22 protein-coding genes are annotated in these 22,899 nt (G+C 76.2%); 15 read left to right on the forward strand and 7 right to left on the reverse strand.

All coding sequences use genetic code 11. The features are described 5' to 3' along the window. Positions 1 to 139: 139 nt before the first annotated feature. The 11 genes from ACFW48_RS27150 to ACFW48_RS27200 all read left to right on the forward strand — a co-directional run bounded on the left by ACFW48_RS27150 (position 140) and on the right by ACFW48_RS27200 (position 11,637). On the forward strand, positions 140 to 1,780 hold the full coding sequence (locus tag ACFW48_RS27150; RefSeq protein WP_386318730.1) for a carbamoyltransferase: 1,641 nt from the start codon (positions 140 to 142) through the stop codon (positions 1,778 to 1,780). Beyond that, a complete protein-coding gene (locus ACFW48_RS27155; RefSeq protein WP_386318732.1) occupies positions 1,777 to 2,811 on the forward strand; it encodes a glycosyltransferase in 1,035 nt (344 codons plus the stop codon). Before ACFW48_RS27150 ends, ACFW48_RS27155 begins: the two co-directional genes overlap by 4 nt. Then, positions 2,808 to 3,455: a D-glycero-alpha-D-manno-heptose-1,7-bisphosphate 7-phosphatase gene (locus tag ACFW48_RS27160; protein WP_386318734.1), complete on the forward strand. Its 648-nt coding sequence runs from the start codon at positions 2,808 to 2,810 to the stop codon at positions 3,453 to 3,455. The genes ACFW48_RS27155 and ACFW48_RS27160 overlap by 4 nt, the downstream gene beginning before the upstream one ends. Continuing rightward, the gene (locus ACFW48_RS27165) at positions 3,452 to 4,441 is read left to right on the forward strand and encodes a glycosyltransferase family 9 protein (protein ID WP_386318736.1); all 990 of its coding nucleotides are present in this window, start codon (positions 3,452 to 3,454) and stop codon (positions 4,439 to 4,441) included. Before ACFW48_RS27160 ends, ACFW48_RS27165 begins: the two co-directional genes overlap by 4 nt. Next, positions 4,438 to 5,388, forward strand: a complete 951-nt coding sequence (locus ACFW48_RS27170) for a glycosyltransferase (RefSeq protein WP_386318738.1) — start codon at positions 4,438 to 4,440, stop codon at positions 5,386 to 5,388. The genes ACFW48_RS27165 and ACFW48_RS27170 overlap by 4 nt, the downstream gene beginning before the upstream one ends. Next, on the forward strand, positions 5,385 to 6,602 hold the full coding sequence (locus ACFW48_RS27175) for a glycosyltransferase family 4 protein (protein ID WP_386318740.1): 1,218 nt from the start codon (positions 5,385 to 5,387) through the stop codon (positions 6,600 to 6,602). Before ACFW48_RS27170 ends, ACFW48_RS27175 begins: the two co-directional genes overlap by 4 nt. Continuing rightward, positions 6,602 to 7,210, forward strand: coding sequence for an SIS domain-containing protein (locus tag ACFW48_RS27180; RefSeq protein WP_386318742.1), 609 nt, complete (start codon positions 6,602 to 6,604; stop codon positions 7,208 to 7,210). Before ACFW48_RS27175 ends, ACFW48_RS27180 begins: the two co-directional genes overlap by 1 nt. A gap of 8 nt (positions 7,211 to 7,218) precedes the next feature. Then, positions 7,219 to 8,589, forward strand: coding sequence for a D-glycero-beta-D-manno-heptose 1-phosphate adenylyltransferase (rfaE2, locus tag ACFW48_RS27185; RefSeq protein WP_386318744.1), 1,371 nt, complete (start codon positions 7,219 to 7,221; stop codon positions 8,587 to 8,589). Between the two features lie 215 nt (positions 8,590 to 8,804). Further along, positions 8,805 to 9,812, forward strand: coding sequence for a glycosyltransferase family 9 protein (locus tag ACFW48_RS27190; protein ID WP_386319052.1), 1,008 nt, complete (start codon positions 8,805 to 8,807; stop codon positions 9,810 to 9,812). Then, entirely contained in the window at positions 9,809 to 10,744 is a 936-nt protein-coding gene (locus ACFW48_RS27195) for a glycosyltransferase family 2 protein (RefSeq protein WP_386318746.1), read from the forward strand. Before ACFW48_RS27190 ends, ACFW48_RS27195 begins: the two co-directional genes overlap by 4 nt. Continuing rightward, positions 10,741 to 11,637 (forward strand): glycosyltransferase family 2 protein, encoded by an 897-nt coding sequence (locus ACFW48_RS27200; protein ID WP_386318748.1) that lies wholly within the window; start codon positions 10,741 to 10,743, stop codon positions 11,635 to 11,637. The genes ACFW48_RS27195 and ACFW48_RS27200 overlap by 4 nt, the downstream gene beginning before the upstream one ends. A 41-nt stretch (positions 11,638 to 11,678) precedes the next feature. On the opposite strand, the gene ACFW48_RS27205 is transcribed toward ACFW48_RS27200, so the two are convergent. From ACFW48_RS27205 to ACFW48_RS27220, 4 genes are read right to left on the reverse strand one after another with little or no spacing between them, the layout of a single operon-like run. Continuing rightward, a complete protein-coding gene (locus tag ACFW48_RS27205; protein WP_386318750.1) occupies positions 11,679 to 11,987 on the reverse strand; it encodes a DUF3040 domain-containing protein in 309 nt (102 codons plus the stop codon). A 57-nt stretch (positions 11,988 to 12,044) separates the two neighbouring features. After that, on the reverse strand, positions 12,045 to 12,968 hold the full coding sequence (locus tag ACFW48_RS27210) for a polysaccharide pyruvyl transferase family protein (protein ID WP_386319054.1): 924 nt from the start codon (positions 12,966 to 12,968) through the stop codon (positions 12,045 to 12,047). Positions 12,969 to 13,019: 51 nt separating this feature from the next. Next, entirely contained in the window at positions 13,020 to 14,462 is a 1,443-nt protein-coding gene (locus tag ACFW48_RS27215) for a tol-pal system YbgF family protein (RefSeq protein ID WP_386318752.1), read from the reverse strand. Beyond that, entirely contained in the window at positions 14,459 to 14,848 is a 390-nt protein-coding gene (locus ACFW48_RS27220) for a hypothetical protein (RefSeq protein WP_386318754.1), read from the reverse strand. The genes ACFW48_RS27215 and ACFW48_RS27220 overlap by 4 nt, the downstream gene beginning before the upstream one ends. A 341-nt stretch (positions 14,849 to 15,189) precedes the next feature. Here ACFW48_RS27220 and ACFW48_RS27225 point away from each other — a divergent pair, with 341 nt between their 5' ends. Beyond that, positions 15,190 to 18,978, forward strand: a complete 3,789-nt coding sequence (locus ACFW48_RS27225; RefSeq protein WP_386318755.1) for a WD40 repeat domain-containing protein — start codon at positions 15,190 to 15,192, stop codon at positions 18,976 to 18,978. A gap of 13 nt (positions 18,979 to 18,991) precedes the next feature. Here ACFW48_RS27225 and ACFW48_RS27230 read toward each other — a convergent pair whose 3' ends face one another. Genes ACFW48_RS27230 through ACFW48_RS27240 form a run of 3 tightly spaced genes read right to left on the reverse strand, consistent with a single transcriptional unit; the run spans position 18,992 to position 20,546 of the window. Further along, complete coding sequence (locus tag ACFW48_RS27230; RefSeq protein WP_386318757.1) at positions 18,992 to 19,330, reverse strand: Asp23/Gls24 family envelope stress response protein; 339 nt, start codon at positions 19,328 to 19,330, stop codon at positions 18,992 to 18,994. Continuing rightward, on the reverse strand, positions 19,327 to 20,013 hold the full coding sequence (locus ACFW48_RS27235) for an Asp23/Gls24 family envelope stress response protein (RefSeq protein ID WP_386318759.1): 687 nt from the start codon (positions 20,011 to 20,013) through the stop codon (positions 19,327 to 19,329). The genes ACFW48_RS27230 and ACFW48_RS27235 overlap by 4 nt, the downstream gene beginning before the upstream one ends. Further along, a complete protein-coding gene (locus tag ACFW48_RS27240; RefSeq protein ID WP_386318761.1) occupies positions 20,004 to 20,546 on the reverse strand; it encodes an RNA polymerase sigma factor in 543 nt (180 codons plus the stop codon). Before ACFW48_RS27240 ends, ACFW48_RS27235 begins: the two co-directional genes overlap by 10 nt. Before the next feature lie 192 nt (positions 20,547 to 20,738). On the opposite strand from ACFW48_RS27240, the gene ACFW48_RS27245 reads away from it, so the two are divergent. The 3 genes from ACFW48_RS27245 (at position 20,739) to ACFW48_RS27255 (ending at position 22,848) form a co-directional block, all read left to right on the forward strand. Next, positions 20,739 to 21,266 carry an Asp23/Gls24 family envelope stress response protein gene (locus ACFW48_RS27245; RefSeq protein ID WP_386318763.1) on the forward strand — a complete coding sequence of 176 codons (528 nt, stop codon included), beginning with the start codon at positions 20,739 to 20,741 and terminating at the stop codon, positions 21,264 to 21,266. A 30-nt stretch (positions 21,267 to 21,296) separates the two neighbouring features. Continuing rightward, positions 21,297 to 21,482 (forward strand): hypothetical protein, encoded by a 186-nt coding sequence (locus tag ACFW48_RS27250; RefSeq protein WP_386318765.1) that lies wholly within the window; start codon positions 21,297 to 21,299, stop codon positions 21,480 to 21,482. Positions 21,483 to 21,678: 196 nt separating this feature from the next. Further along, entirely contained in the window at positions 21,679 to 22,848 is a 1,170-nt protein-coding gene (locus tag ACFW48_RS27255; protein WP_386318766.1) for a DUF6286 domain-containing Asp23/Gls24 family envelope stress response protein, read from the forward strand. Positions 22,849 to 22,899 lie beyond the last annotated feature (51 nt).

Consider the following 22,899-nt stretch of genomic DNA (forward strand, 5'->3'; position numbering starts at 1 on the left):
AGTGAGCTGTCTCCAAGTGTTTGAGGCGACTGCGCCGCGGCACCCGCGAGCCGAGAGTGACCCATCACACCCAGAGTGACCCAGAAAAACCAGAGAGACCCAGCAACACCCACGAGCCGCCCGGGACGGAGCACCCCCCATGCGCATCCTTGGTATCAACGCCCTGTTCCACGACCCGGCCGCCGCACTCGTCGTCGACGGCCGGACCGTTGCGGCCGCCGAGGAAGAGCGCTTCAGCCGCCGCAAGCACGGCAAGCGCCCGGTCCCCTTCTCCGCGTGGGAAGTGCCGGAACTGTCGGCGCGGTGGTGCCTGGAACACGCCGGGGTGCGTCCAGCGGAACTGGACGCCGTCGCGTACTCCTTCGACCCCAAGCTCGCCCGGCCCGCCCGCGACATGGGCCTGGACGACCCCTGGGACCCGCTGCGGCTGGAGTACGCCCGCCGCGCCCCCGAGTTCCTCGCCGAGGCACTGCCCGGACTCGACCCCGACCAGGTCGTCTTCGTCCCGCACCACGTGGCCCACGCCGCCTCCGCCGGACCGGCCTCACCGCACCCCGACAACGACGTCCTCGTCCTCGACGGACGGGGCGAGTCCGCCTCCCACCTGGCCGGCCGCTACCGCGACGGCAAGCTCGACACCCTCGCCACGCAGGCGCTCCCGCACTCGCTCGGCCTGGTCTACGAGGAACTGACCGAGCACCTCGGCTTCCTGCGCAGCAGCGACGAGTACAAGGTGATGGCCCTCGCCTCCTACGGCAAACCCCGCTTCATGGAGCGCCTGCGCGAGCACGTCCACGCCACCGGCGACGGCGGCTTCCGCGCCCACGGCGTCGACTGGGCGGCCCTCGCCCCGGCCCGCGCCAAGGGCGAGGACTGGACCAAGGACCACGCCGACCTCGCCGCGAGCACCCAGGCCGTTCTGGAGGAACTGCTCCTGGAACTCGTCCACTGGCTGCACCGCGAGGCCCAGGGAGAGGCCCTGACCATGGCCGGGGGCGTCGCACTCAACTGCGTCGCCAACTCGAAGATCGCCGCCCGCGGCCCGTACCGGCACGTGTGGGTGCAGCCCGCCGCCGGCGACGCGGGCACGGCCCTCGGCAGCGCACTGCACGTCGCCGCCGCCCAGGAGGGCACCGCTCCGGAGCCGATGCCCGGCGCCGACCTCGGCCGCGGCTGGAGCGACGACGAGATCCGCGCCTGGCTGGAGACCGCCGCGATCCCCTACGAGGAGCCGGACGACATCGCCGAGACGGTCGCCGGGGAACTGGCCCGGGACGGCGTCGTCGCCTGGTTCCAGGGGCGCAGCGAGTTCGGGCCGCGCGCCCTCGGCCACCGTTCCCTGATGGCCCACCCGGGCCGCGCGGAGAACCTGGAGCGGCTCAACCACGTCAAGGGCCGCGAGGAGTTCCGCCCCGTCGCGCCGATGGTGCTGGCCGACCGCGCCGCCGACATCTTCACCGGGCCGATCCCCAGCCCGTACATGCTCTTCGTGCACGACGTCGCCCCCGCCTGGCGGGACCGGATCCCGGCCGTCGTGCACGTCGACGGCACCGCCCGCATCCAGACCGTGGAGGAGCGCCGCGAGCCGCTCGTCGCCCGGATGCTGAACGCCTTCGAACGGCGCACCGGGCTGCCCGTCGTGGTCAACACCAGCCTCAACACCGCCGGGCGGCCCATGGTCGACGACCCGCGCGACGCGCTGGAGTGCTTCGGCTCCGCACCCGTGGACCTGCTGGCCATCGGCCCGTTCGCGGTGCGCCGGGGGAAGGCGTTCGCATGAGTGGCGCACCCGCGACCGGCGGTTCCATGACCGGCTACGCCGTGGTCGTCCCCACCCTCGTGCGCGACACGCTGGCCGACTGCCTGGCCGCGCTGGCCGCCGCGACCGGGCCCGGCCCCGACGAGATCATCCTCGTCGACGACCGGCCCGGACCGGACGCCGACCCGGACGCGCTGGAACACCCCCTGACCGTCCTCGGCGACCTGCGCGAGCGCACGGTGGTGCTGCGCAGCGGGGGCCGGGGCCCCGCCGCCGCCCGCAACACCGGCATCCGCGCGGTCACCTCGCCCTGGACCGCCTTCCTCGACGACGACGTGCAGGTGGGCCCGCACTGGTGCGACCAACTGGTCCAGGACCTCGCCGAGGCGGCACCCGACACCGGGGCCGTGCAGGGCGTCATCGCCGTGCCGCTGCCCGGCGAGCGCCGCCCCACCGACTGGGAGCGCGGCACCGCCGGCCTCGCACGGGCCCAGTGGATCACCGCCGACATGGCCTACCGCACGGACGTGCTGGGGCAGGTCGACGGCTTCGACGAACGGTTCACCCGCGCCTTCCGCGAGGACGCCGACCTCGCGCTGCGCGTCCTCGACGCGGGCTGGCGCATCCGGCGGGGCCGCCGTACCACCCGCCACCCCGTACGCGACGCCTCCCGCTGGGCCTCCCTGAAGCAGCAGCGGGGCAACGCCGACGACGCCTTGATGCTGCGGCTGCACGGCCCCGACTGGTGGGCCAAGGCGGTGGCGCCCAAGGGACGTATCCGACGCCACGCGGCGATCACCGCCGCCGGCGCGGCCGCCCTCGCCCTCGCCGCCGCCGGCCGGCCCCGCGCCGCCGCGGTCGCCGGACTCGGGTGGGCCGCGGGAACCGCCGAGTTCGCCTGGGCCCGCATCGCTCCCGGCCCGCGCACCCGCTACGAGGTCACGACCATGCTGGTCACCAGCGCGCTCATCCCGCCCGCCGCGACCTGGCACCGGCTGAGCGGAACGTGGCGGCACCGCCGCGCCACCGCCTGGCGGGAGGTGGCCGCATGAGCCCCGTCAAGGCCGTGCTCTTCGACCGCGACGGCACCCTCGTCCACGACGTCCCCTACAACGGCGACCCCGAGCGGGTCAGGCCGGTCGAGGGCGCCCGTGAGGCGGTCGCGCTGCTGCGCGCGCACGACATCCGCACCGGCGTCGTCACCAACCAGTCCGGCGTCGCCCGCGGCCTCATCAGCGACACCGACGTCCGCCACGTCAACCGGCGGATCGACGACCTCATCGGCCCCTTCGACGTCTGGGCGATCTGCCCGCACGGCCCCGACGACGGCTGCCACTGCCGCAAGCCGCGGCCCGGCCTGGTCCTCTGGGCGGCCGGACGCGTCTGCACCGCCCCCGCCGACTGCGTCGTCATCGGCGACATCGGCGCCGACACGGAGGCCGCCGAACGCGCGGGCGCCCACGGCATCCTCGTCCCCAACGCGCAGACCCGCCCGGAGGAGACGGCCACCGCGGCCCACGTCGCGCCGGACCTGCTGACCGCCGTACGGGCGGTACTCGCGGGCCCGCCCAAGGGCCGGGTCCTCGCGGACGAACGGCCCATCGGCGCGGCCTTCCGGACGGAGACAGCACCCGTCCTCGCTCCCGAGGCGGCCCCGTCACGTGCCGCCGCGCAAACCCGCGGGAGGCCGCGATGAAGGCACTCGTCACCCGGCTCGACAGCTTCGGCGACGTACTGCTCGCCGGACCCGCCGTGCGGGCCGTGGCCGCGCGGGCCGACCACGTCACCATGTTGTGCGGGTCGCGCGGCGCGCCCGCCGCCCGCCTGCTGCCCGGCGTGGACGAGGTGCTGGTGTGGGACGCGCCGTGGGGCGGGTTCCAGCCGCCCGACGTGAGCCGGGCGGACATCGACGCGCTCGTGGACCGGATCGACGCCGACAGCGCGCTGATCCTCACCTCCTTCCACCAGTCCCCGCTGCCCACCGCCCTGGTCCTGCGCCTGGCCGGCGTCCGGCACATCGCCGCGGACAGCGTGGACTACCCCGGCTCCCTCCTCGACCTGCGCCACCAGCGTGCCCCGCACGCCCACGAGGCCGAGGCCGCGCTCGACCTCGCCGAGGCGGCCGGATTCCCCCGGCCCGACGACGGACGGCTGCGCGTGCGCACGCCGCCCCGCGCCGACGCGCTGACCGGCCCCGGCCCGTACGTCGTGCTCCACCCGGGCGCCAGCGTCCCCGCCCGCGCCTGGAGCCCCGAACGCGCCGCCGAAGCCGTGCGCGAACTCGCCGCCGCCGGGCACCGCGTGCTGGTCACCGGCGGCCCCGACGAACGCGACCTCACCGCCCACGTCGCGGGCGAGCACGGCACCGACCTCGGCGGCCGCACCGAGGCCCCGGAACTGGCCGGCGTCCTCGCGGGCGCCGCCGTCGTCGTCACCGGCAACACCGCGCCCGCCCACCTCGCCGCCGCCGTGGGCACCCCGGTCGTGTCCCTGTTCGCGCCGGTCGTACCGGCCGAGCGCTGGCGGCCCTACGGCGTCCCGTACGTCCTGCTCGGCGACCAGGACGCGCCCTGCGCCGACAGCCGGGCCCGGGACTGCCCCGTCCCCGGCCACCCCTGCCTGAACACCGTTACGGCCACCGACGTGGCGGCCGCCGTCGAGAAACTCCTGGGGGAGGCATGAGGATCCTCATCTGGCACGTGCACGGGTCGTGGACCACGGCCTTCGTGCAGGGCCCGCACACCTACCTCGTCCCCGTCACCCCAGACCGCGGACCCGACGGCCTGGGCCGGGCCCGCACCTGGGACTGGCCCGACTCCGTCGTCGAAGTACCGCCTCAGCGCCTGCGGGACGAGCACATCGACCTCGTCGTCGTCCAGCGCCCCCACGAACTCGCCCTGGTCGACGAGTGGCTCGGCCACCGCCCCCCGCTGGTGTACCTGGAGCACAACGCCCCCGACGGAAACGTCCCCGACACCCGCCACCCCGCCGCCGACATCCCCGGCGTCACCCTCGTCCACGTCACCCACTTCAACCGGCTGATGTGGGACGCGGGTGCCACGCCGACGACGGTCGTCGAACACGGCATCATCGACCCCGGTCACCGCTGGACCGGTGAGCTGGACCGCGCCGCCGTCGTCGTCAACGAGCCGATCCGGCGCGGGCGCACGACCGGAACGGACCTGCTCCCCGCGTTCTCCCGCGCCGCGCCGCTCGACGTGTTCGGCATGCGCACCGAGGGGCTCGCCGAGCACATCGGCGTCGACCCCGGCCGCTGCCGCACGCGGGACGTCGCCCAGAGCGACCTGCACACCGAACTGGCCCGCCGCCGCGTCTACGTCCACCCCGTCCGCTGGACCTCCCTCGGCCTGTCCCTCCTGGAGGCCATGCACCTCGGCATGCCCGTGGTCGCCCTCGCCACCACCGAGGTGACCGAGGCCGTGCCCCCGGGTGCCGGAGTGGTCTCCAACCGCATCGACGTACTGACCGACGCCGTACGCGACTTCCTCGCCGACCCGCTGCACGCGCGGACGGTCGGCGACGGAGCCCGTGCGGCGGCCCTGTCCCGCTACGGGCTGTCCCGCTTCCTGGACGACTGGGAGCGGCTGCTGAAGGAGGTGACCCGATGAGGATCGCCATGGTGTCCGAGCACGCGAGCCCCCTCGCCGCGCTCGGCGGCGTCGACGCCGGTGGACAGAACGTCTACGTGGCCCGCCTCACCGAGGAGTTGGCCAAGCGCGGCCACGACGTCACGGTCTACACCCGCCGGGACGCCACCGGTCTGCCCGACCGGGTGCCGCTGCCCGGCGGCGCGGTCGTCGAGCACGTGCCGGCCGGACCACCCGCGGTCGTGCCCAAGGACGAACTGTTCCCGCACATGCCCGCCTTCGGCGCGCACCTGGCCCGCGCCTGGGCCCGGGAGACGCCCGACGTGGTGCACGCCCACTTCTGGATGTCCGGCATGGCCTCCCAGATCGGCGCCCGGCCGCACGGCGTCCCCCTCGTGCAGACCTTCCACGCCCTCGGCACCGTCAAGCGGCGCCACCAGGGCATGCGGGACACCAGCCCCTACGAGCGCATCGGCATCGAACGACAGCTCGGCCGCACCTGCGAACGGGTCCTGGCCACCTGCACCGACGAGGTCGTCGAACTCGGCGACATGGGCGTACCGCCCCGGCAGGTGTCCGTCGTTCCCTGCGGTGTGGACGCCGAACACTTCCACCCCACCGCCGACACCGGCCGCACCCCAGCCCGACGGCAGCGGCACCGACTGCTCGCCTGCGGCCGGCTCGTCCCCCGCAAGGGCTACGACCAGGCCATCCGCGCCCTGGCCCGCATCCCCGGCACCGAACTGCTCATCGCGGGCGGCCCGCCCGCCGGCGGCCTCGACGCCGACCCCGAGGCACAGCGCCTGACCGCGCTCGCCCGCCGCACCGGCGTCGCCGACCGGGTCCGGCTGCTCGGCGCGGTCGACCCCGAGGACATGCCCGCCCTGCTCCGCAGCGCCGACCTGGTGCTGTGCACCCCGGTCTACGAACCCTTCGGCATCGTGCCGCTGGAGGCCATGGCCTGCGGCGTGCCCGTCCTCGCCACCGACGTCGGCGGCCACCGCGACTCCGTGGCCGACGGGACCACGGGCCGCCTGGTCACCCCGCAGGACCCCGGCGCCATCGCGGACGCCGCCCGCGAACTCCTGGCCGACGAACGGCTGCGCCGCCAGTACGGCAGGAACGGCCGCGAGCGCGTCCTGCGGCACTACACCTGGGCGCGCGTCGCCGACGGCGCGGAACAGGTGTACCGCCTGACCCTCGCCGACCACGCACTGTCGAAGGAGGTGGCGTGATGACCGTGCACCCGCCCGTCGTCGGGCACTGCGACGAACTCCAGGAGGCGCTGGGGGCGTTCCGCGCCTCCGCGCACATCACCGAACGCTGGGGTTCGCGGCTCGCCGCCGTCCTCTCCGGCGGCGGCCGGCTGCTGGCCGCGGGCAACGGCGGCAGCGCCGCCCAGGCGCAGCACCTGACCGCCGAACTCGTCGGCCGCTACCGCGACGACCGCCCACCGTTCTCCGCCATCGCCCTGCACGCCGACACGTCGTCCACGACCGCCATCGCCAACGACTACGGCGTCGACGAGGTGTTCGCCCGCCAGGTCCGCGCCCACGGCCGCGACGGCGACGTGCTGATGCTGCTGTCCACCAGCGGCGCCAGCGCCAACCTGCTCTCCGCGGCCGACGCCGCCCGCGCGGCCGGCGTGCACGTGTGGGCACTCACCGGCTGCGAGCCCAACCCGCTCATGGCGGGCAGCGACGAGTCCCTGTGCGTGGACGCGCCCTCGACGGCGACCGTCCAGGAGATCCACCTGGTCGCCGTGCACATGATCTGCGCGGCCTTCGACGCCGCCCTGGAGCGGGGCGTACGGGGTGTACGTGCCAAGGGAACACGGAGGTGACGGGACGCATGGCTGACAGGACCCCCCTGGTCGTGGTCGGCGACGCCCTGCTGGACCGCGACCTGACCGGCTCCGCCGACCGGCTGGCGCCCGACGCGCCGGTCCCGGTCGTGTCGGAGTGCGCCGAGCGCGTACGCCCGGGCGGCGCCGCGCTCGCCGCGTATCTCGCCGCCCGCGACGGCCGGGAGGTCACGCTGATCACGGGCGCGGGCGACGACCCGGCCAGCCTGGCCCTGCGTGAACTCCTCGCCCCCTGGCTGACCCTGATCCCGCTCCCGCTGACCGGCGCCCTCCCCGAGAAGACCCGCGTCCTGGCGCAGGGCCGCCCCGTCGTCCGCCTCGACCGCGGCGGCGGCCGGGCCCGCGAGGCCACGGACGAGGCCCGCGCCGCGCTGCGCTCCGCCCGGGCCGTGCTGGTCTCCGACTACGGCCGCGGCACCGCGGACGCCCTGCGGGACGTACTGGCCGCACGCCCGCCGCTGGTCTGGGACCCGCACCCGCGCGGAGGCCGGCCGGTTCCCGGCACCCGGCTGGTGACACCGGCCGAGAAGGAGGCGCACGGCTTCGCACCGCGCGACGGCCACCCGGGCGGGGGCCTGCGCGCCGCCGCGCTCAACGCCGCCGCCCTGGTACGGGACTGGCGGGTGGCCGCGGTGACGGTGACCCTCGGCTCCCGGGGCGCCCTCCTCTCCTACGGCGAGCACCCCCTGCTCTTTCCCGCGCCCGCCGCCCACCACGGCGACTCCTGCGGCGCCGGGGACCGGTTCGCCGCCACCGCCGCCGGGCTGCTCGCCGACGGGGCGCTGGTGGGGGAGGCCGTCGAGGGCGCGGTGGGCGCCGCGACGGCGTTCGTCGCCGCGGGCGGTGCGGGCGCCCTGCCCCCCGCCGGCACGGGCCCCGTGTCACCCTCCTCGCCCGACACCGACGACCCGCACGCCTTGGCCGCCCGCGTCCGCGCCCAGCACGGCACCGTGGTCGCCGCGGGCGGCTGCTTCGACCTGCTGCACGCCGGGCACGTCGGCCTCCTCCAGGCCGCCCGGCGGCTCGGCGACTGCCTGGTCGTCTGCGTCAACTCCGACGCCTCCGTCCAGCGCCGCAAGGGCGACGGCCGCCCCGTCAACCCCCTCGCCGACCGCGTCCGCGTGCTGCGCGCCCTGGCCTGCGTCGACACGGTCGCCGTCTTCGACGAGGACACTCCCGAACGCCTCCTCGGCGACCTGCGCCCCGACGTCTGGGTCAAGGGCGGCGACTACGCGGGCGCGGACCTCCCCGAGGCCGCCCTCCTCCAGGAGTGGGGCGGCCAGGCCGTCCTCCTGCCCTACCTGGACGGCCGCTCCTCCACGGCTCTGATGGCCCGCGCGGCGGAGGGGGTGCGATGACCCACGACCCCCCGGCCACGGGGCACGGCCGAGCCCCCGCCCCACCGCCCGCCGGTGACCCGCCGACGAACGGCACCACGTCCGGTGCCTCGGCGGGCCGCCCGGTGTCTTCGGTGTCCGCCGGTGGGCCCGTGACGGGCGACCCCGTGCATCCGCCGCCCGCCGGGACCGCGCACCCGCCCGGCGCCGGGCCGGCGTGCACCTCCTCGGACGCGGTGCCGGACAGCGGGCCGGGGGAGCACGGGGCCGGTGGCGGGGCGCGGCCCCGGGTGCTCGTCCTGCGGGCCCTCGGCCTCGGGGACCTGCTGGCCGGGGTGCCCGCGCTGCGCGCGCTGCGTCGCGCGTACCCCGGGCACGAGCTGGTGCTGGCCACCCCCGCCGAGCTGGCGCCCGTGGTCGCGGCGACCGGCGCCGTCGACCGGGTGCTGCCCGCCGCCGAGCCCGGCCGTGCCGTCCCGCGCACCCTCGACTGGACCGGACCGCCCCCCGACGTCGCCGTCGACCTGCACGGCAACGGGCCGCCCAGCCACCGCCTGCTGACGGGCCTCGGCCCGCGGAAGCTGCTGGCGTTCGCGCACCCGGAGACGCCGGAGGTCGACGGGCCGCCCTGGTACGCCGAGGAGCACGAGCGCGACCGGTGGTGCCGGCTGCTGCGGGCGTACGGCATCGACGCCGACCCGGCCGATCTGCGGCTGCCGCGCCCGGACGTACCGTCCCCCGCCCCTGGCGCCGTCGTCCTGCACCCCGGCGCCGGCGCCCCCTCCCGCTGCTGGCCCGTGGACCGGTACGCGACCGTGGCGCAAGCGCTGCGCGCACGGGGGCGCCGGGTCGTCGTCACCGGGGGAGCGGACGAGGGAGACCTGGTGGCCCGGCTGGCCAAGCTCGCCCACCTGCCCGACACGGACGTCTTCGGCGGCGGCCTGCCCCACGACCGGCTCTCCGCCCTGGTGGCCGGCGCCCGCGCCGTCGTCAGCGGCGACACCGGCATCGCCCACCTCGCCGTCGCCCACGCCACCCCCTCCGTCACCCTCTTCGGCCCGGTCCCGCCCAGCCGCTGGGGGCCGCCCGACCACCCCCGGCACCACGCCCTGTGGCACCCCGGCCCGGACGGCGACCACGGCGACCCGCACGGCCACGAGACCGACCCCGCGTTGCTGAGGATCACCACCGACGACGTCCTGGACGCACTCGACGCCCTGGACGCCCTGGGAGAGGCACCATGAACCACGCCACGAACCGCGGCCCGTCGACCACCCGCGAACGGCCCCACGCCGACCCCGCGAAACCCGCCCCCGTCGGCGTCGTCATCGCCACCCGCAACCGTTCCGCGAGCCTCGCCGTCACCGTGCGGCACCTGCTCGCGCTGCCCGAGCGGCCCGAGATCCTGGTCGTCGACAACGCCTCCACCGACGACACACGCGCCATGCTGGCCCGCGACTTCCCCCAGGTCCGCGTCCTCTCCCTGCCGTTCAACCGCGGCGCCCTCGCCCGCACCCACGGCGTCCGCGCCCTCGACACCCCGTACGTGGCGTTCAGCGACGACGACTCCTGGTGGGCGCCCGGCGCCCTCGGCGCCGCCGCCCGGCACTTCGACGAGCACCCCCGGCTCGGCCTGCTCTCCGCCCGCACCCTCGTCGGCCCCGCCGACGCCGCGGACCCCCTCAACGACCTGCTCGCCGACTCCCCCCTCGGCCCGGCCACCGACCTGCCCGGCACCCAGGTGCTCGGCTTCCTCGGCTGCGCCGCCGTCGTCCGCCGCACGGCCTACCTCGACGCGGGCGGCTACCACCCCCTGCTCTTCTTCGGCGCCGAGGAGACCCTCCTCGCCTACGACCTGGCCGCCCGCGGCTGGGGCGTCACGCACTGCCCCGACGTGACCGCCCACCACCACCCGGACCCCGGCCCCCGTACCGACCGCCCGACCGTCGTGCGCCGCAACGAACTGCTCACCGCCTGGCTGCGCCGCTCCCTCCCGCACGCGCTGGCCCGCACCCGTGCCCTCGCCGCGGAGGCCCGCCACGACCCGCACGCCCGGCGCGCCCTGCGCGAGACGCTCGCCCGCCTGCCCGCCGCCCTGCGCGCCCGCAGGGCCCTGCCCCCGCACCTGGAGCGCGCCGCCCGCCTCCTGGACACGGCGAACGAAGGGACGTCATGACGGACACCCGGACCACCGTCGTCGTCATCACCCACAACAGGTGCTCCGAACTCCTGCGCACCCTGGACCGCCTCGCCGAACTCCCCGAAAAGCCCCCGGTGATCGTCACCGACAACGCCTCCACCGACGGCACCGCCTCCGCCGTCGCCCGCCACCACCCGCGCGTGCGGCTCCTGCGCCCCGGCCGCAACCTCGGCGCCGTCGGCCGCAACCTGGCGGTCCGTCAGGTCCACACGCCCTACGTCGCCTTCTGCGACGACGACTCCTGGTGGGCGCCGGGCTCCCTGGCCGGGGCCGCCGACCTGCTCGACCGCCACCCCGCCGTCGGCTCGGTCACCGCCCGCATCCTCGTCGAACCCGACGGCACCGAGGACCCGATCGTCGAGGAACTGCGCGACTCGCCCGTGCCCCGCCCGGACTGGCTCCCGGGGCCGGCCCTCGGGTCCTTCCTGGCCGCCGCGACCGTGCTGCGCACCGACGCCTTCCGCGCCGCGGGCGGCTTCCACCCCCGGCTGTGGCTGGGCGGCGAGGAGGAACTGCTCGCGGCCGACCTGGCGGCGAACGGCTGGTGGCTGACGTACGCCGACCACCTGACGATCCATCACCACCCCTCGACTATCCGGGACTCGACGCTGCGGCGGGCGCACGGCATTCGCAACACCCTGTGGTTCACCTGGCTGCGCCGCCCGGCCGGCCCGGCCCTGCGCCGCACCCTCCACCTGGCCCGCACGGTCCCGCGCGACACCGCGTCCCTGCGCGCGTTCGCCGAGGCGACGGCCGCCCTGCCGTGGGTGCTGCGCGAACGCCGGGTGCTGCCGCCGGAGGTCGAGGCCCGCCTGCGCTCACTCGAACCCGCCCAACGCGACTCGACGGCCCGCAGCTACACGGGCTGACGGACGCGACGCGACCGCATCCCCGACCCGCCGTCTCTCCCCTAACCCTCCGTCCACCGGCACAGCAACCGGAACGCCGCGAACAGCGTCACCGGCCACGCCGCGGCGAAGGCCCAGATCACGCCGGGCTCGGACGTGACGATGCCGGTGACCATGAGGGTGACCGACAGCACGAGCAGCAGGAGGACGGTCAGGGCGCGCGGGCGGTACGCGGCCGGGCGGCCCAGGTCGGGGCGGCGGCCGAGCCGCAGCGTGCGCAGACGCCTGTCCAGACGGCGGTCGCGGCGCAGCGCCCGTTCGACCTCGTCGAGTATGCGCTGCTCGTGTTCGGGGAGTCGGCCGATGCTCACGATGTCTCCTCCTGGGGGCGGACCGACGGTCCCCCGAGTGCCCGTGCGGCCGGGGAGCTAACCGGCCGGCCGCACCCCCGGCGCCTCCAGCGCCCCCACGAGACCGTCCGCGGCGTCCGCGGCCGCGTCCGCCGCCCGGAACCCGGCGCCGATCCGCCGGGCCTCGTCCCGCCCGCCGGTCAGGCACCAGCCCCACCAGTGCTCCAGCACGTCCTCCGCCAGCCGATCGGCGGCCACCAGCGCCGGCCAGCCGCAGGCACGGGCCTGCGCCGTCACCTTCGCACCGCCCGAGACCGGGTCGACCGCCAGTGCCGGCGTCCCGGCGCGCAGCGCCAGGACCAGCCCGTGCAGCCGGTCGGTGACGACCAGGTCCAGCCGGGCCAGTACGGCCTCCAACTGGGCCGGCGTGCCGCACAGCCGCCAGTCGTGCGCGTCGAGCCGCGTCTCCAGCTCCAGCCGGGCGCAGTCCTTGCCGGCCAGCCAGCGCGTCAGCCCCGCGGCGACCTCCTCGTGCCGCCGCTGCCCCCCGTACTCGTGCTGCCCGTGGGTGAGGACCACCCCGACGACCGGCCGGGCGGGCAACGCGGGGGCGCGGGCCGCGAGATCCAGGGTCGGCACGGCCCCGGCGGCGTCCCGGGCCAGCACCTCGTGGAAGCCCGTGACGGCCGGGGAGGCGGGATCGACGACGGAGACGCCGACGGCGATCCGCACGCAGTGCGCGAACCGCCGGTGCAGCTCCTCGACCTGCGGCCCGTGCACCGGCCCGCACACGAAGACCAGCCGGGAGTACGTCGCCGGGTCCACGTCCGCGAAGTGCGGACCGTCCGCCCGGAACCCGGGGCTCCATACGACGTCGTACGCGAGCCCCGCGTCCCGCAGCACCTCCTCCACCCGCCGCAGCGCCAGCACGTCCCCGGCGGTCGCCTCCCCGTGCAGGAAGCTGAACCAGCCGGTCACCAGGGTCTTGTCTCGTCCGTGCACAGTGCGCACGGGTGCCCCGGCGCCGGCGCGGCAATCACCGCCGACGGCCGGTCAGCGCTTGACCACCGGCTCGAAGGCGTCGCGCACGTCGGAGTCCGAAGGCGTGACGGACCGCTGCGACGGCGGACTGCCGTAGTACGAGATGAAGTACGGGCAGCTGGTGCCGCTGATCTGCAGCTTGCGGTCGGTCACGAGCTTCCCGGTCCGCAGCGCGTAGGCCTTCACCCGGACCTCGACCTTGTGGAAGGTGACGCTGCGGACGCGTTCGTCGTCGTCCCGGTACTGGCAGGTCTCGACGGTCTTCCCCACGCCCGCCGAGTCCACGCACACCACCAGCGCCGCCTTGGCCGCGTCGGAGGCGTGCCATCCGTCCGGCAGCTTGTCCGGGTACTCGCTGTCGCCCACGAACAGGGCGCGGTTCGTGCCCTTGCGGTAGGCGGGTGCCTGCGAGTACTTCGCGGGTTCTCGGCAGTACCCGGTGTTCATGCCGTCCGTCGCCGTCACCAGCTCCCTGACGTGGTCCAGCTCGATGGCCAGACCCGCCTTCCTGATTCCCTTGCGGGCGGCCTCCGCGCGGTCGTCGCCGGGGTGCTCGTCGAGCAGCCGCCGGTAGCGGTCGCGCGCGTCCGCCCACTCCTCGTCGGTCATGAGGGCGTCGGCGCACTCCATCAGCGCCTCGGGCGCTATCCGGGCCGCGGTGGCGGAGGAGGGGCCGTTCAGGCTCTTCGGCCCGCCCTCGCGGTCGCGCAGCCAGTCCGCGATCCGGATGGTCCGGCAGCCGTCGTCGGTGGGCAGATCCCCGAGGAAGCGTTTCAGGGTCGTCCCGACCGTCTGCTCGTTGCCGGGTTCCTCCAGGACCGTGCCGAGCCGTCCGAAGCCGGTCTCCAGCATCTCCAGGTCACCGGTGAGCCCGCCGCTCAGATAGCCGGCCGCCGTGTCCAGGAGCTCGCACGTCTCGACCGCCGTGTCGCCGCGGGCGGCCACCGGGGCGGCGGCCAGCCGGTGGCCGGGCCCCACCCTGTCCTGGGCGGCCACCACGGCCACGCAGTCCCCGTCCTCGCGGGCCTCGGCGACGTCGTCCTCGATCCCGTAGGCGTCGAAGCGCAGCCACCCGGCGGTCGCCAGCACCGGGAGGGTGAGAGCGAGCGCGAGCACCCGCTGTCCGCGCCGGGGGCCCGCCTCCGGGTTGCGCCGAGCCAGCCGCAGGCCGTGCGCGACGACCACCACCCACCACAGCAGCAGGAGCAGCTCGCACCACGTCTCGGCCTTCGAGACGGTCAGCCACACCAGCGAGCCGGTGACCACCGCGGCGCCCCAGAACAGCCCCTGCCGTCCCAGGATCAGGTAACCCACGCCGAGCAGCGAGGCGTTGCCGACGGCGACGGCGAGCGGATCGGGCTCCCGCGGTTCGCGCGGCGGGGCGGGCGGCCGGTACTCCGGCTCGGGCGACTCGGACTCGGGGTACTCCGGCTCGTCGTACGGCGGCTGGGTCATGCCTCGCCCCCCTCCTCGCCCTGCCGGGCGCGGACGTACGCCTCGGCGGCGGGCGCGTACAGCAGGAACAGCCCCGGGACCGCCAGAACCGCGGCCATCAGGAGGGTGAGGCCGCCGTACAGCGGGTCGACGAGCGCGAACGGGGCCGCCAGCAGCAGGATCAGCACGGTCAGACAGGCGGCCGTGGTGCGCGCGGTCCGCCGCCCGCGGCCGGCCCGGACCGCGAACCAGACGCAGGCGAGCCAGAGCGCGGTCATCAGCGTCCGCGCCTGCGCCTGCGCCTGCGGGTCGGCCGTCGCCGCGGCGACGGCCGTCAGGGTCCCCAGCGCCAGCAGGACCACGGCCAGGGTGACGCCGGCCGGCCGGCGAGTGGTGGCGGGAGTCATCGGATCACTTCCCTCATGTGCCTTTCCCCGGAGCGGGCGAAGCGGGTGCGGGGTGGCACGGCCGTGACGGGCGTGGCGTCCGCGCCGCCCCGCACTCCCCCGGACACCGATTCCACCGCGCCGCACCGTTGTTCAGCAGCCCGGACGCGGCCCTGAACAATGCGGAACGGCGCGGGACGGCACCGGAACAATGCGGAACCGGGGTGAAGGGGCCGTGAACTCCCCGTGCGCCACCCGCCGATGAGCCGTCGTCCGCTTGCCGCCCCGTTCGGCGGCTCCCTACCGTGGGCGCTCGGACGGAAACCGAGAGCGACAAGCGACGACGGCGTGGGCGGGGATACGTGAGCGGAAGCGGAGTGGGACGCCGGGAGCGACGGCTCGACCCGGATGCCGGACCGGTGCAGCGGTTCGCCGCGGAACTCCGCGCCCTGCGGGAGTCGGTGGGGCGACCGACGTACCGGACGATGGCGCAGAAGGTCCCGTTCTCGGTGACCGCCCTGTCGCAGGCGGCGGCCGGCCGGCAGCTCCCCACGCTCGCGGTGACCCTCGCCTACGTCGACGTCTGCGGCGGCGACCCGGAGGAATGGGAGCGGCGCTGGCGCGAGACGAGCGCGGAGGCCGCCGCCCTCGCCGCCGCCGGCGAGGACACGCGACCGCCCTACCGGGGCCTGACACGGTACGAACCGGACGACGCGGCCCTGTTCTTCGGGCGTGACCGGCTGGTCGGCCGACTGACCGAACTGACCCGCCGGCACCGCTTCACCGCCGTCTTCGGACCCTCCGGCAGCGGCAAGTCCTCCCTGCTGCGGGCCGGTCTGATCCCGCGCCTGCGCGAGCCGGGAACCGGCGCGGACGCCCCCGGGCCCCCCGCGGCCGTACGCATCCTCACCCCCGGCGCGCACCCGCTGCGCACTCACGCCGACCGGCTGGCTCCCGTGCCGGGGACCGACGCGGACACCTGGCTGATCGTCGACCAGTTCGAGGAGCTGTACACCCTCTGCACCGACCCGGCCGAACGGAACGCCTTCGTCGACCGACTGCTCGCCGCCACCGGCCCCGACAGCTCACTGCGGGTGGTGATCGCGGTACGCGCCGACTTCCTGGGACGGTGCGCCGAACACCCGGGCCTCACCGCGGCGTTGCAGGACGCGACCCTGCTCGTCGGACCCATGTGCCGTCAGGAGTTGAGGGAGGCCGTCGTCCGGCCGGCCGCCGCGGCCGGACTGGTCGTCGAACGCGCCCTGACCGCACGGCTGCTCGACGAGGTCGAGGACGCGCCGGGCGGCCTGCCGCTGATGTCGCACGCGTTGCTGGAGACCTGGCGGCACCGCACCGGCCGGACCCTGACCGAGTCCGCCTACGAGGCCGCCGGCGGACTGCGCGGCGCCGTCGTCCGCACCGCCGAGGAGGTCTACGGCGAACTCACCGGCCCCCAGGCCGACCTGGCCCGGCGCATCCTGCTGCGGCTCGTCGCCCCCGGCGACGGCACCCCCGACACCCGGCGGCCCGCCGAGCCCGCGGAACTCGACCTCGGCGACCCCGACGGCGCCCGTGCCGTGCTGGACCGGCTGGTCCGGGCCCGGCTGCTCACCTTCGACGACGGCACCGTCGAACTGGCCCATGAGGCCCTCATCACCGCCTGGCCGCGGCTGCGCGGCTGGATCGACGCCGAACGCGACCGGCTGCGCGTCCACCGGGCACTGTCCGAAGCCGCCGGCACCTGGCTGGCCCTCGGCCGGGAGAACGCCGCGCTCTACGCGGGCTCGCGCCTGTCCGCCGCCCACGACGCCTTCCCGCGGGACCACCGGAGCGCGGAACTCACGCCGGTGGAAAGCGAGTTCCTGGCCGCGTCGATCCGCCGGCGGCGCCGCGCGGTATGGCTCCGGCGCGGCCTGTCCGCAGCGCTCGTCCTGCTGGTCCTGGTCGCCTCGGGCACCGCCGTCGTCGCGCTGAGGGCGTGGGCCACCGCCCAGGCCGAGCGGGACGACGCCGTCTTCAGCCGGATCACCGCGGAGGCCGACCGGCTGCGCGGCACCAACACCGCACTGACCGCCCGGCTCGACGTCGCCGCGTTCGGCATGCGCTCCACCGCCGGCCTGCGGACCCGGCTCACCACGGACGCGGGCCAGGTGCTGTCCAGCCGGCTGTCCGGACACGAGGGCATCGGCAGTGCCGTGGCGTTCGCCCCCGACGGTCGGACCCTCGCCAGCGGCGGCCACGACGGCACCGTACGGCTGTGGGACACGGCGGGCGCGGGCGAGCCGCTCGGCGAGCCGCTGCGCATCACCGGCGGACCGGTGGGCGCCGTGGCCTACTCACCCGACGGCGCCCTGCTGGTGGCGGCCGGGCACGGCGGCGACATCCGGCTCTGGGACGCACACGACCGCGAGCGGCCCAGGCCCCTCGGCCGGCCCCTGGTGAGCCACGACGGGGAATCCGTCGTCGCCGTCGCCTTCGCCCCCGACGGCCGCACGCTCGCCACCAGCGGCGACGACGGCACCGTCCGCCTGTGGGACGTGGGCGACCCGGCCCGGCCCGAGCCGCTCGGCGCACCGGCCCGCGCCGACGCCCGCAGCGTCCGCGACGTCGCCTTCGCCCCCGACGGCCGCACCCTCGCCACGGCCGGCCACACCGGAACCGTCCGCCTGTGGAGACTGGACGGCGCCGACGGGGCGACCCCGCTCGGGGAGCCCCGGCACGCACACGAGGAGCCCGTCTGGTCGGTGGCGTTCTCTCCGGACGGCGACACCCTGGCCACCGCCGGCTACGACGAGACGGTGCGCCTGTGGGACGCGTCCGGCTCGGGCGGCCCGACCCCGCTGGGCGATCCGCTCACCACGCACTCCGCCGCCGTGTGGGCCGTGGCGTTCAGCCCGGACGGACACACGCTGGCCACGGCCGGGCAGGACGACACCGTGGTCCTGTGGAACGTGGCCAACCCGAAGTACCCGCAGCAGATCGGCGAGCCGCTGACCGGGCACACGGAGGGCCTGTGGGACGTGGCGTTCGCCCCGGACGGCCGCACCCTCGCCACCACCGGCGCGGACCGCAGCGTCCGCGTCTGGCAGCTGCCGGAAAACGTCCTCACCGACTTCACCAACCCGCTCACCTCCGTGGCCTACGACCCGAAGGGCCGCCTCCTCGCCGCCGCCAGCACCGACGACGCCCTGGTCCGGCTCTGGGACGTCAGCCGGCCGGGACACCCCCGCGCCCTGCCGAGGCACCTCACCGGCCACCAGGCCCCCGTCCTGACCGCGGCCTTCGCCCCCGACGGCCGCACGGTCGCCACCGGCGCGGAAGACGGAACCGTACGTCTGTGGGACGTCTCCGAACCGGCCCGGCCCGCCCCCGCCGACACCCTCCCGGACGCGCACCCGGGCGGTGTCCTCACCGTCGCCTTCGCCCCGGACGGCCGCACCCTCGCCACCGGCGGCGCGGACGGCAGAGCCCGACTGTGGGACGTGCTGGGCCCGCACGACGTACGTCCCCTCGGCGAGCCCCTGATCGCCCACACGGACTGGATCACCTCCGTGGCCTTCGCCCCGGACGACGGCCGCACCCTCGCCACCGGCAGCCAGGACAAGACGGCCCGCCTGTGGGACGTGAGCGACCGCGACCGGGCCCGCCCCGTGGGCGAACCCCTCACCGTCCACGGGGACTGGGTCAACTCGGTGGCGTTCTCCCCGGACGGCCGCACCCTCGCCACCGGCGGCCGGGACCGCACGGTACGGCTGTGGGACGCCACCGACCCCGGCCGGGTCCGCCCCCTGGGCGAGGAACTGACCGGGCACCGCGGCGGTGTCACCTCCGTGGCCTTCGCCCCGGACGGCCGCACCCTCGCGAGCGGCGGCGAGGACCACGAGGTACGCCTGTGGAACGTCGCCGACCCTGCCCACGCCGAGCCCTTCGGCAACGAACTCACCGGCCACCTGGAGACGGTCAACTCGGTCGCGTTCAGCCCCGACGGCGACACCCTCGCCTCCGCGAGCAACGACCTCACGGCGCGGCTCTGGACGCTCGACACGGAACGGACGGTCCGTCACATCTGCGCCCGCACCGGTGGCGACCTCACCCCCGCCGCCTGGCACGAACTCCTGCCGCAGCTCGCCTACCGGCGCACCTGCGGGTGAAGCGGCTCCGGAGTCACACCGCGTTGGTGACGGTCACCGTCACCTGCGCGCCGGGCGCCGCCTCCGCGAGAGCCGCGGTCACCGCGTCGCGTACGGCGCGGGCGACGGTCAGGGCGCGGTGACCGCGGCGGACGACGACCTGGACGTCCACCTCCCACGGCCCCGTCCCGGAGGCCCGGGTCACCCGTACGCCCGCCGGTGTCCGGCCGGCCGGGAGCGGCGGTCCGGTGCGGGCGGAGCCGCGGAACAGGCCCGCGAGTCCCGGCCGCAGGAAGGCGACACCGGGCACGTCGGCGGTGACCCGCGCGACGGTGCCGGCGAGGGCGTCCCGGCCGGTGGCGGCAGCGGTCACGGTCGTTCCCCTTCTTCTTCGGTGGTGTCCGTATCCGTTTCGGCCGGGTCCGTCACGTCGGTGATGTGCACGTCCACGTCCTCCACCGGCAGCCCCAGGGCCTCGTCCGCCGCCCCGCGCACCCTCCGGCGGATCTCCTCCGCGAGTTGGCGCAGGCCCGGCGCGAGCGGCACGACTACCTCCAGCCGCACCCGGACCGGGCCGCGCGCGGGCGCACCGCCGGCTTCGGCGGGCCGGATCCGGCAGGAGCCCGCCCGCACGCCGGGGACGGTCTCGGCGGCGGCCCGCAGCGCCTTGGCGGCCATCGCCTCGCGCACCCACAGGTCCTCCTCGCGCTCCCCGAGGGGCAGCGGCGGTCCGGGCCGCAGCTCCAGCCGGACCACGTCCATGACGCGTTCGGTCAGCGCCCCGGCGTCCCACTCCGGCTCCCGCCCGCTCCCGGCCCCGCGCACCGCCGCACCGAGCAGGTCGAGCTGCCGGACGGCCGCCGCGCAGTGCGGGCAGGCGCGCCGGTGCGTGGCGTCCGCGCCCTCCTCCCTGGCCTCCCACACCTCGGACAGCATCCGCCCGCACGCCAGCCGCTCGTCATCCTGCGAACCGTCCGCGGTGCCGTTCGCCGTACCGCTCGCGCAGCCGGGCCCGGCGCCGGGCCCGGGCAGCTCCGCCCCGGTGTTCATCGCCATGCGGTCATCGCCTCCGTCAGGCAGCGTCGTGCGCGGAACACCCGGCCGCGGGCAGCCTCGGGGCTGATCCCGACCGTCTCCGCGATCGTCTCGTACGACAGGCCTTCCAGCTCTCTGAGCACCCAGCAGACCCGCTGCTCGGGGGAGAGCGCGGACAGCGACCGGCCCAGCGCCACCGCGGCGGCGTGCGACTCGGCGGCCCGGGCGGGCGAGGCCACGTGATCCGGCGCGACGGGCTCGGGCACGCTGTCGAGGTCCGTCACGGGATGCCGGCAGCGCAGCATGTTCAGGCACCGGTTGACGACGATGCGGTGCATCCAGGTGCCGAAGGCCGACTGTCCGCGGAACTCCGGCAGCCTGCGCCAGGCGCTGACGAACGCGTCCTGCACGGCGTCTTCCGCCTCGGACGGGCTCCCCAGCATGCGCGCCGCGAGCCGCAGCAGCGCGGGCGCGTGCCGGCGCACAAGCGCCTCGAAGGCGTCCTCGTCGCCCTCGGCGGCCCGTACCGCGAGCAGTCCGTCGTCCCCCGGCACGTGCGCTCCCTTCCGTCGTTCCCACAGTCCTCGCAACGGGTTCCCCGGTTGGACACGCCGACCGCGTCCGGCGTTACGTGGGCCCACCGAAGGGCCGGTGCGGAAGAAGTTCCCCTCAACCGCGTAACGCCGTACCGCCACCCGTGTCCAACGTCCAGAAGCACCAAACGACCACGGCTGACGGAGGACACCATGACGACGACACCGCAGACGACCGCGATGGAGAAGAAGAACGGCCCCACGGGCCAGGCGAGCGGTACCGGCCGGAGCGCGCAGGGCGGCGCGACGACCACCGTGAGCGGCGGCTCCACCGGGGCCACCGAACCGGCCGGCACGCGCGGCCGCACGTCCATCGCCGACGTCGTGGTCGTCAAGATCGCGGGCATGGCGGCGCGGGAGATCCCCGGCGTGTACGACATGGGCGGCGGCCTGTCCCGCACCATCGGCGCGGTCCGTGACCGGGTGCCCGGCGGCCGGCCGAACGTGGGCCGCGGAGTGAAGGTCGAGGTCGGTGAGCGGCAGACCGCGATCGACCTGGACCTGGTCGTCGAGTACGGCGTACCCATCGCCGACCTGGCCCGGGACGTCCGGGAGAACGTGATCGACGCCGTCGAGCGCATCTCCGGCCTGGAGGTCGTCGAGGTCAACATCACCGTCAACGACGTCCACCTGCCCGACGACGAGGACCCGGAGCGCCCGGTGGAGACGCGCGTCGAGTAGGGACCGGTTTCGCAGAGGCGGAGGTGAGTGATGAGCAGAGCGGTGATCGGCATGCTGGTGGGCATGGCGCTGGCCTTCGCCGGCTGGTTCGGCGGCTTCGGGGCGTTCCTGCTGGTGGCCGCCCTGGGCGCGGTCGGCGGTGTCCTGGGGCGCCTGGTGGACAACGGCACGGACTGGCGTGAGTTCCTGACCCCCGGCGACCGGAGCACGCGGTGACCGGGGCGTGGGGCCGCGGCGGTGGGGCGGTGTCGGCGTGGGTCTCCGGTGGTGGGGGAGGGTTGGTGTTGGCCTCCGGCGGAGGGGTCGGCCTGGTGTTGATCTCCGGTGGTGCGGTCGGTACGGCACCTGCTCCCGGTGGTTCCAGCGGCACGGACTGGCGTGGGTTCCTGGCCCCCGGCGACCGGAGCACGCGGTGACCGGGGCGCGGGGCCCCGGCGGCGCGGCCGGCCTGCCATCGGTCTCCGGTGGTGCGGTCGGCACGGCACCCGCCTCCGGCGGTTCCAACCGCACGGCACCGACCCCCGGCGGCCCCAACCGCACGGCGGCGGCCGACCGCGGCAGGACCGTCGTCGCCGACCGCGCCGTGCGCCGGATCGCGGAACGCGCGGCCGGTGAGGCCGACCTCGCCGGGCGGCGCGCCCAGGTCGTGCACGGCACGGCGGCGGTCCACGGACGCCGCGCCGACGTCTCCGTCGACGTGCGGCTGCCCTACCCGGCGGCGCTCGGGGAGGCGGGGGAACGGGTCCGTGGCCGGATGGCGGACCGGGTCGCCGAGTTGAGCGGTCTCACCGTGCGGGCGGCGACCGTCCGCGTCCAGGCGCTGACCGCGGACCGGGCGGCCCCGCAGCCGCCCGCCGCCGACCGGGAACGGCCGTCCGGCCGGGCCCGGCGGCCCTGGTCGCCGCGCCGGGTCCCGGCCGCGCTGGTGTCCCTGACCGCGGCCGCGGTGTGCGCCGTCCTCCTGTACGACGTCCTGTCCGTGCACCTCGCCGACCGGCGTCCGGCCGCCTGGCGCACCGGGGCGGTCGACTGGCTGGCGGCACACGGCCCCGGGGACGGCCCGGTCGTGGCGGGCGGCGCCGTCGCCGCCCTCCTGGGCGCCTGGTTGCTGTGGCTGGCGTCGACACCTGGCCTGCGCGGGGTTCTCCCGATGGCCCCGGCGCCCGGGCACCGCCGGCAGCGCGCGGTGCTGGAGCGGTCGGCGGCGGCGGAACTGCTGCGCGACGCCGCCGCTGCCGTACCCGGCGTGACGGGCGTCCGGGTGCGCTGCGGCAGACGGCGCGTACGGCTACGGGCCCGCCTCGGTTTCGGCGACCGGCCCGCGGCGCACGCCGCCCTCCGTGCCGCGGTCGACTCCACGCTCACCGGTCTGGGCCTGGCCAGGCCCCTGAAGTCACGCGTCACCCTGCGCACAGAGCCCTACTGGCGCCCGCCCGGGACAGCCGTCGCGGACGGCCCGGGGATCGCGGACGGGCGGCCGGGGGAGTCCTCCGACGCGACGCCGGGGGCTCCAGAGACGCCGGAGACGCCGGAGACGCCGAGCGTCGTGGGGCGACCGGACCGCGAGGGAGGTGCCCCGTGATCACGCCGCGCACGCCCCCGCGCACCGGGCCCGCCCCGTCGGGTTCTCCCA

Source organism: Streptomyces sp. NPDC058812 (assembly GCF_042744565.1).
Lineage (GTDB): Bacteria > Actinomycetota > Actinomycetes > Streptomycetales > Streptomycetaceae > Streptomyces > Streptomyces thinghirensis.

What these genes read in the sequence shown, in the direction of transcription:
- ACFW48_RS27150 (WP_386318730.1), top strand. Translation starts at nt 140, where the DNA reads ATGCGCATCCTTGGTATCAACGCCCTGTTCCACGACCCGGCCGCCGCA.
- ACFW48_RS27155 (WP_386318732.1), top strand. Translation starts at nt 1,777, where the DNA reads ATGAGTGGCGCACCCGCGACCGGCGGTTCCATGACCGGCTACGCCGTG.
- ACFW48_RS27160 (WP_386318734.1), top strand. Translation starts at nt 2,808, where the DNA reads ATGAGCCCCGTCAAGGCCGTGCTCTTCGACCGCGACGGCACCCTCGTC.
- ACFW48_RS27165 (WP_386318736.1), top strand. Translation starts at nt 3,452, where the DNA reads ATGAAGGCACTCGTCACCCGGCTCGACAGCTTCGGCGACGTACTGCTC.
- ACFW48_RS27170 (WP_386318738.1), top strand. Translation starts at nt 4,438, where the DNA reads ATGAGGATCCTCATCTGGCACGTGCACGGGTCGTGGACCACGGCCTTC.
- ACFW48_RS27175 (WP_386318740.1), top strand. Translation starts at nt 5,385, where the DNA reads ATGAGGATCGCCATGGTGTCCGAGCACGCGAGCCCCCTCGCCGCGCTC.
- ACFW48_RS27180 (WP_386318742.1), top strand. Translation starts at nt 6,602, where the DNA reads ATGACCGTGCACCCGCCCGTCGTCGGGCACTGCGACGAACTCCAGGAG.
- rfaE2 (WP_386318744.1), top strand. Translation starts at nt 7,219, where the DNA reads ATGGCTGACAGGACCCCCCTGGTCGTGGTCGGCGACGCCCTGCTGGAC.
- ACFW48_RS27195 (WP_386318746.1), top strand. Translation starts at nt 9,809, where the DNA reads ATGAACCACGCCACGAACCGCGGCCCGTCGACCACCCGCGAACGGCCC.
- ACFW48_RS27200 (WP_386318748.1), top strand. Translation starts at nt 10,741, where the DNA reads ATGACGGACACCCGGACCACCGTCGTCGTCATCACCCACAACAGGTGC.
- ACFW48_RS27215 (WP_386318752.1), bottom strand. Translation starts at nt 14,462, where the DNA reads ATGACCCAGCCGCCGTACGACGAGCCGGAGTACCCCGAGTCCGAGTCG.
- ACFW48_RS27220 (WP_386318754.1), bottom strand. Translation starts at nt 14,848, where the DNA reads ATGACTCCCGCCACCACTCGCCGGCCGGCCGGCGTCACCCTGGCCGTG.
- ACFW48_RS27235 (WP_386318759.1), bottom strand. Translation starts at nt 20,013, where the DNA reads ATGGCGATGAACACCGGGGCGGAGCTGCCCGGGCCCGGCGCCGGGCCC.
- ACFW48_RS27245 (WP_386318763.1), top strand. Translation starts at nt 20,739, where the DNA reads ATGACGACGACACCGCAGACGACCGCGATGGAGAAGAAGAACGGCCCC.
- ACFW48_RS27250 (WP_386318765.1), top strand. Translation starts at nt 21,297, where the DNA reads ATGAGCAGAGCGGTGATCGGCATGCTGGTGGGCATGGCGCTGGCCTTC.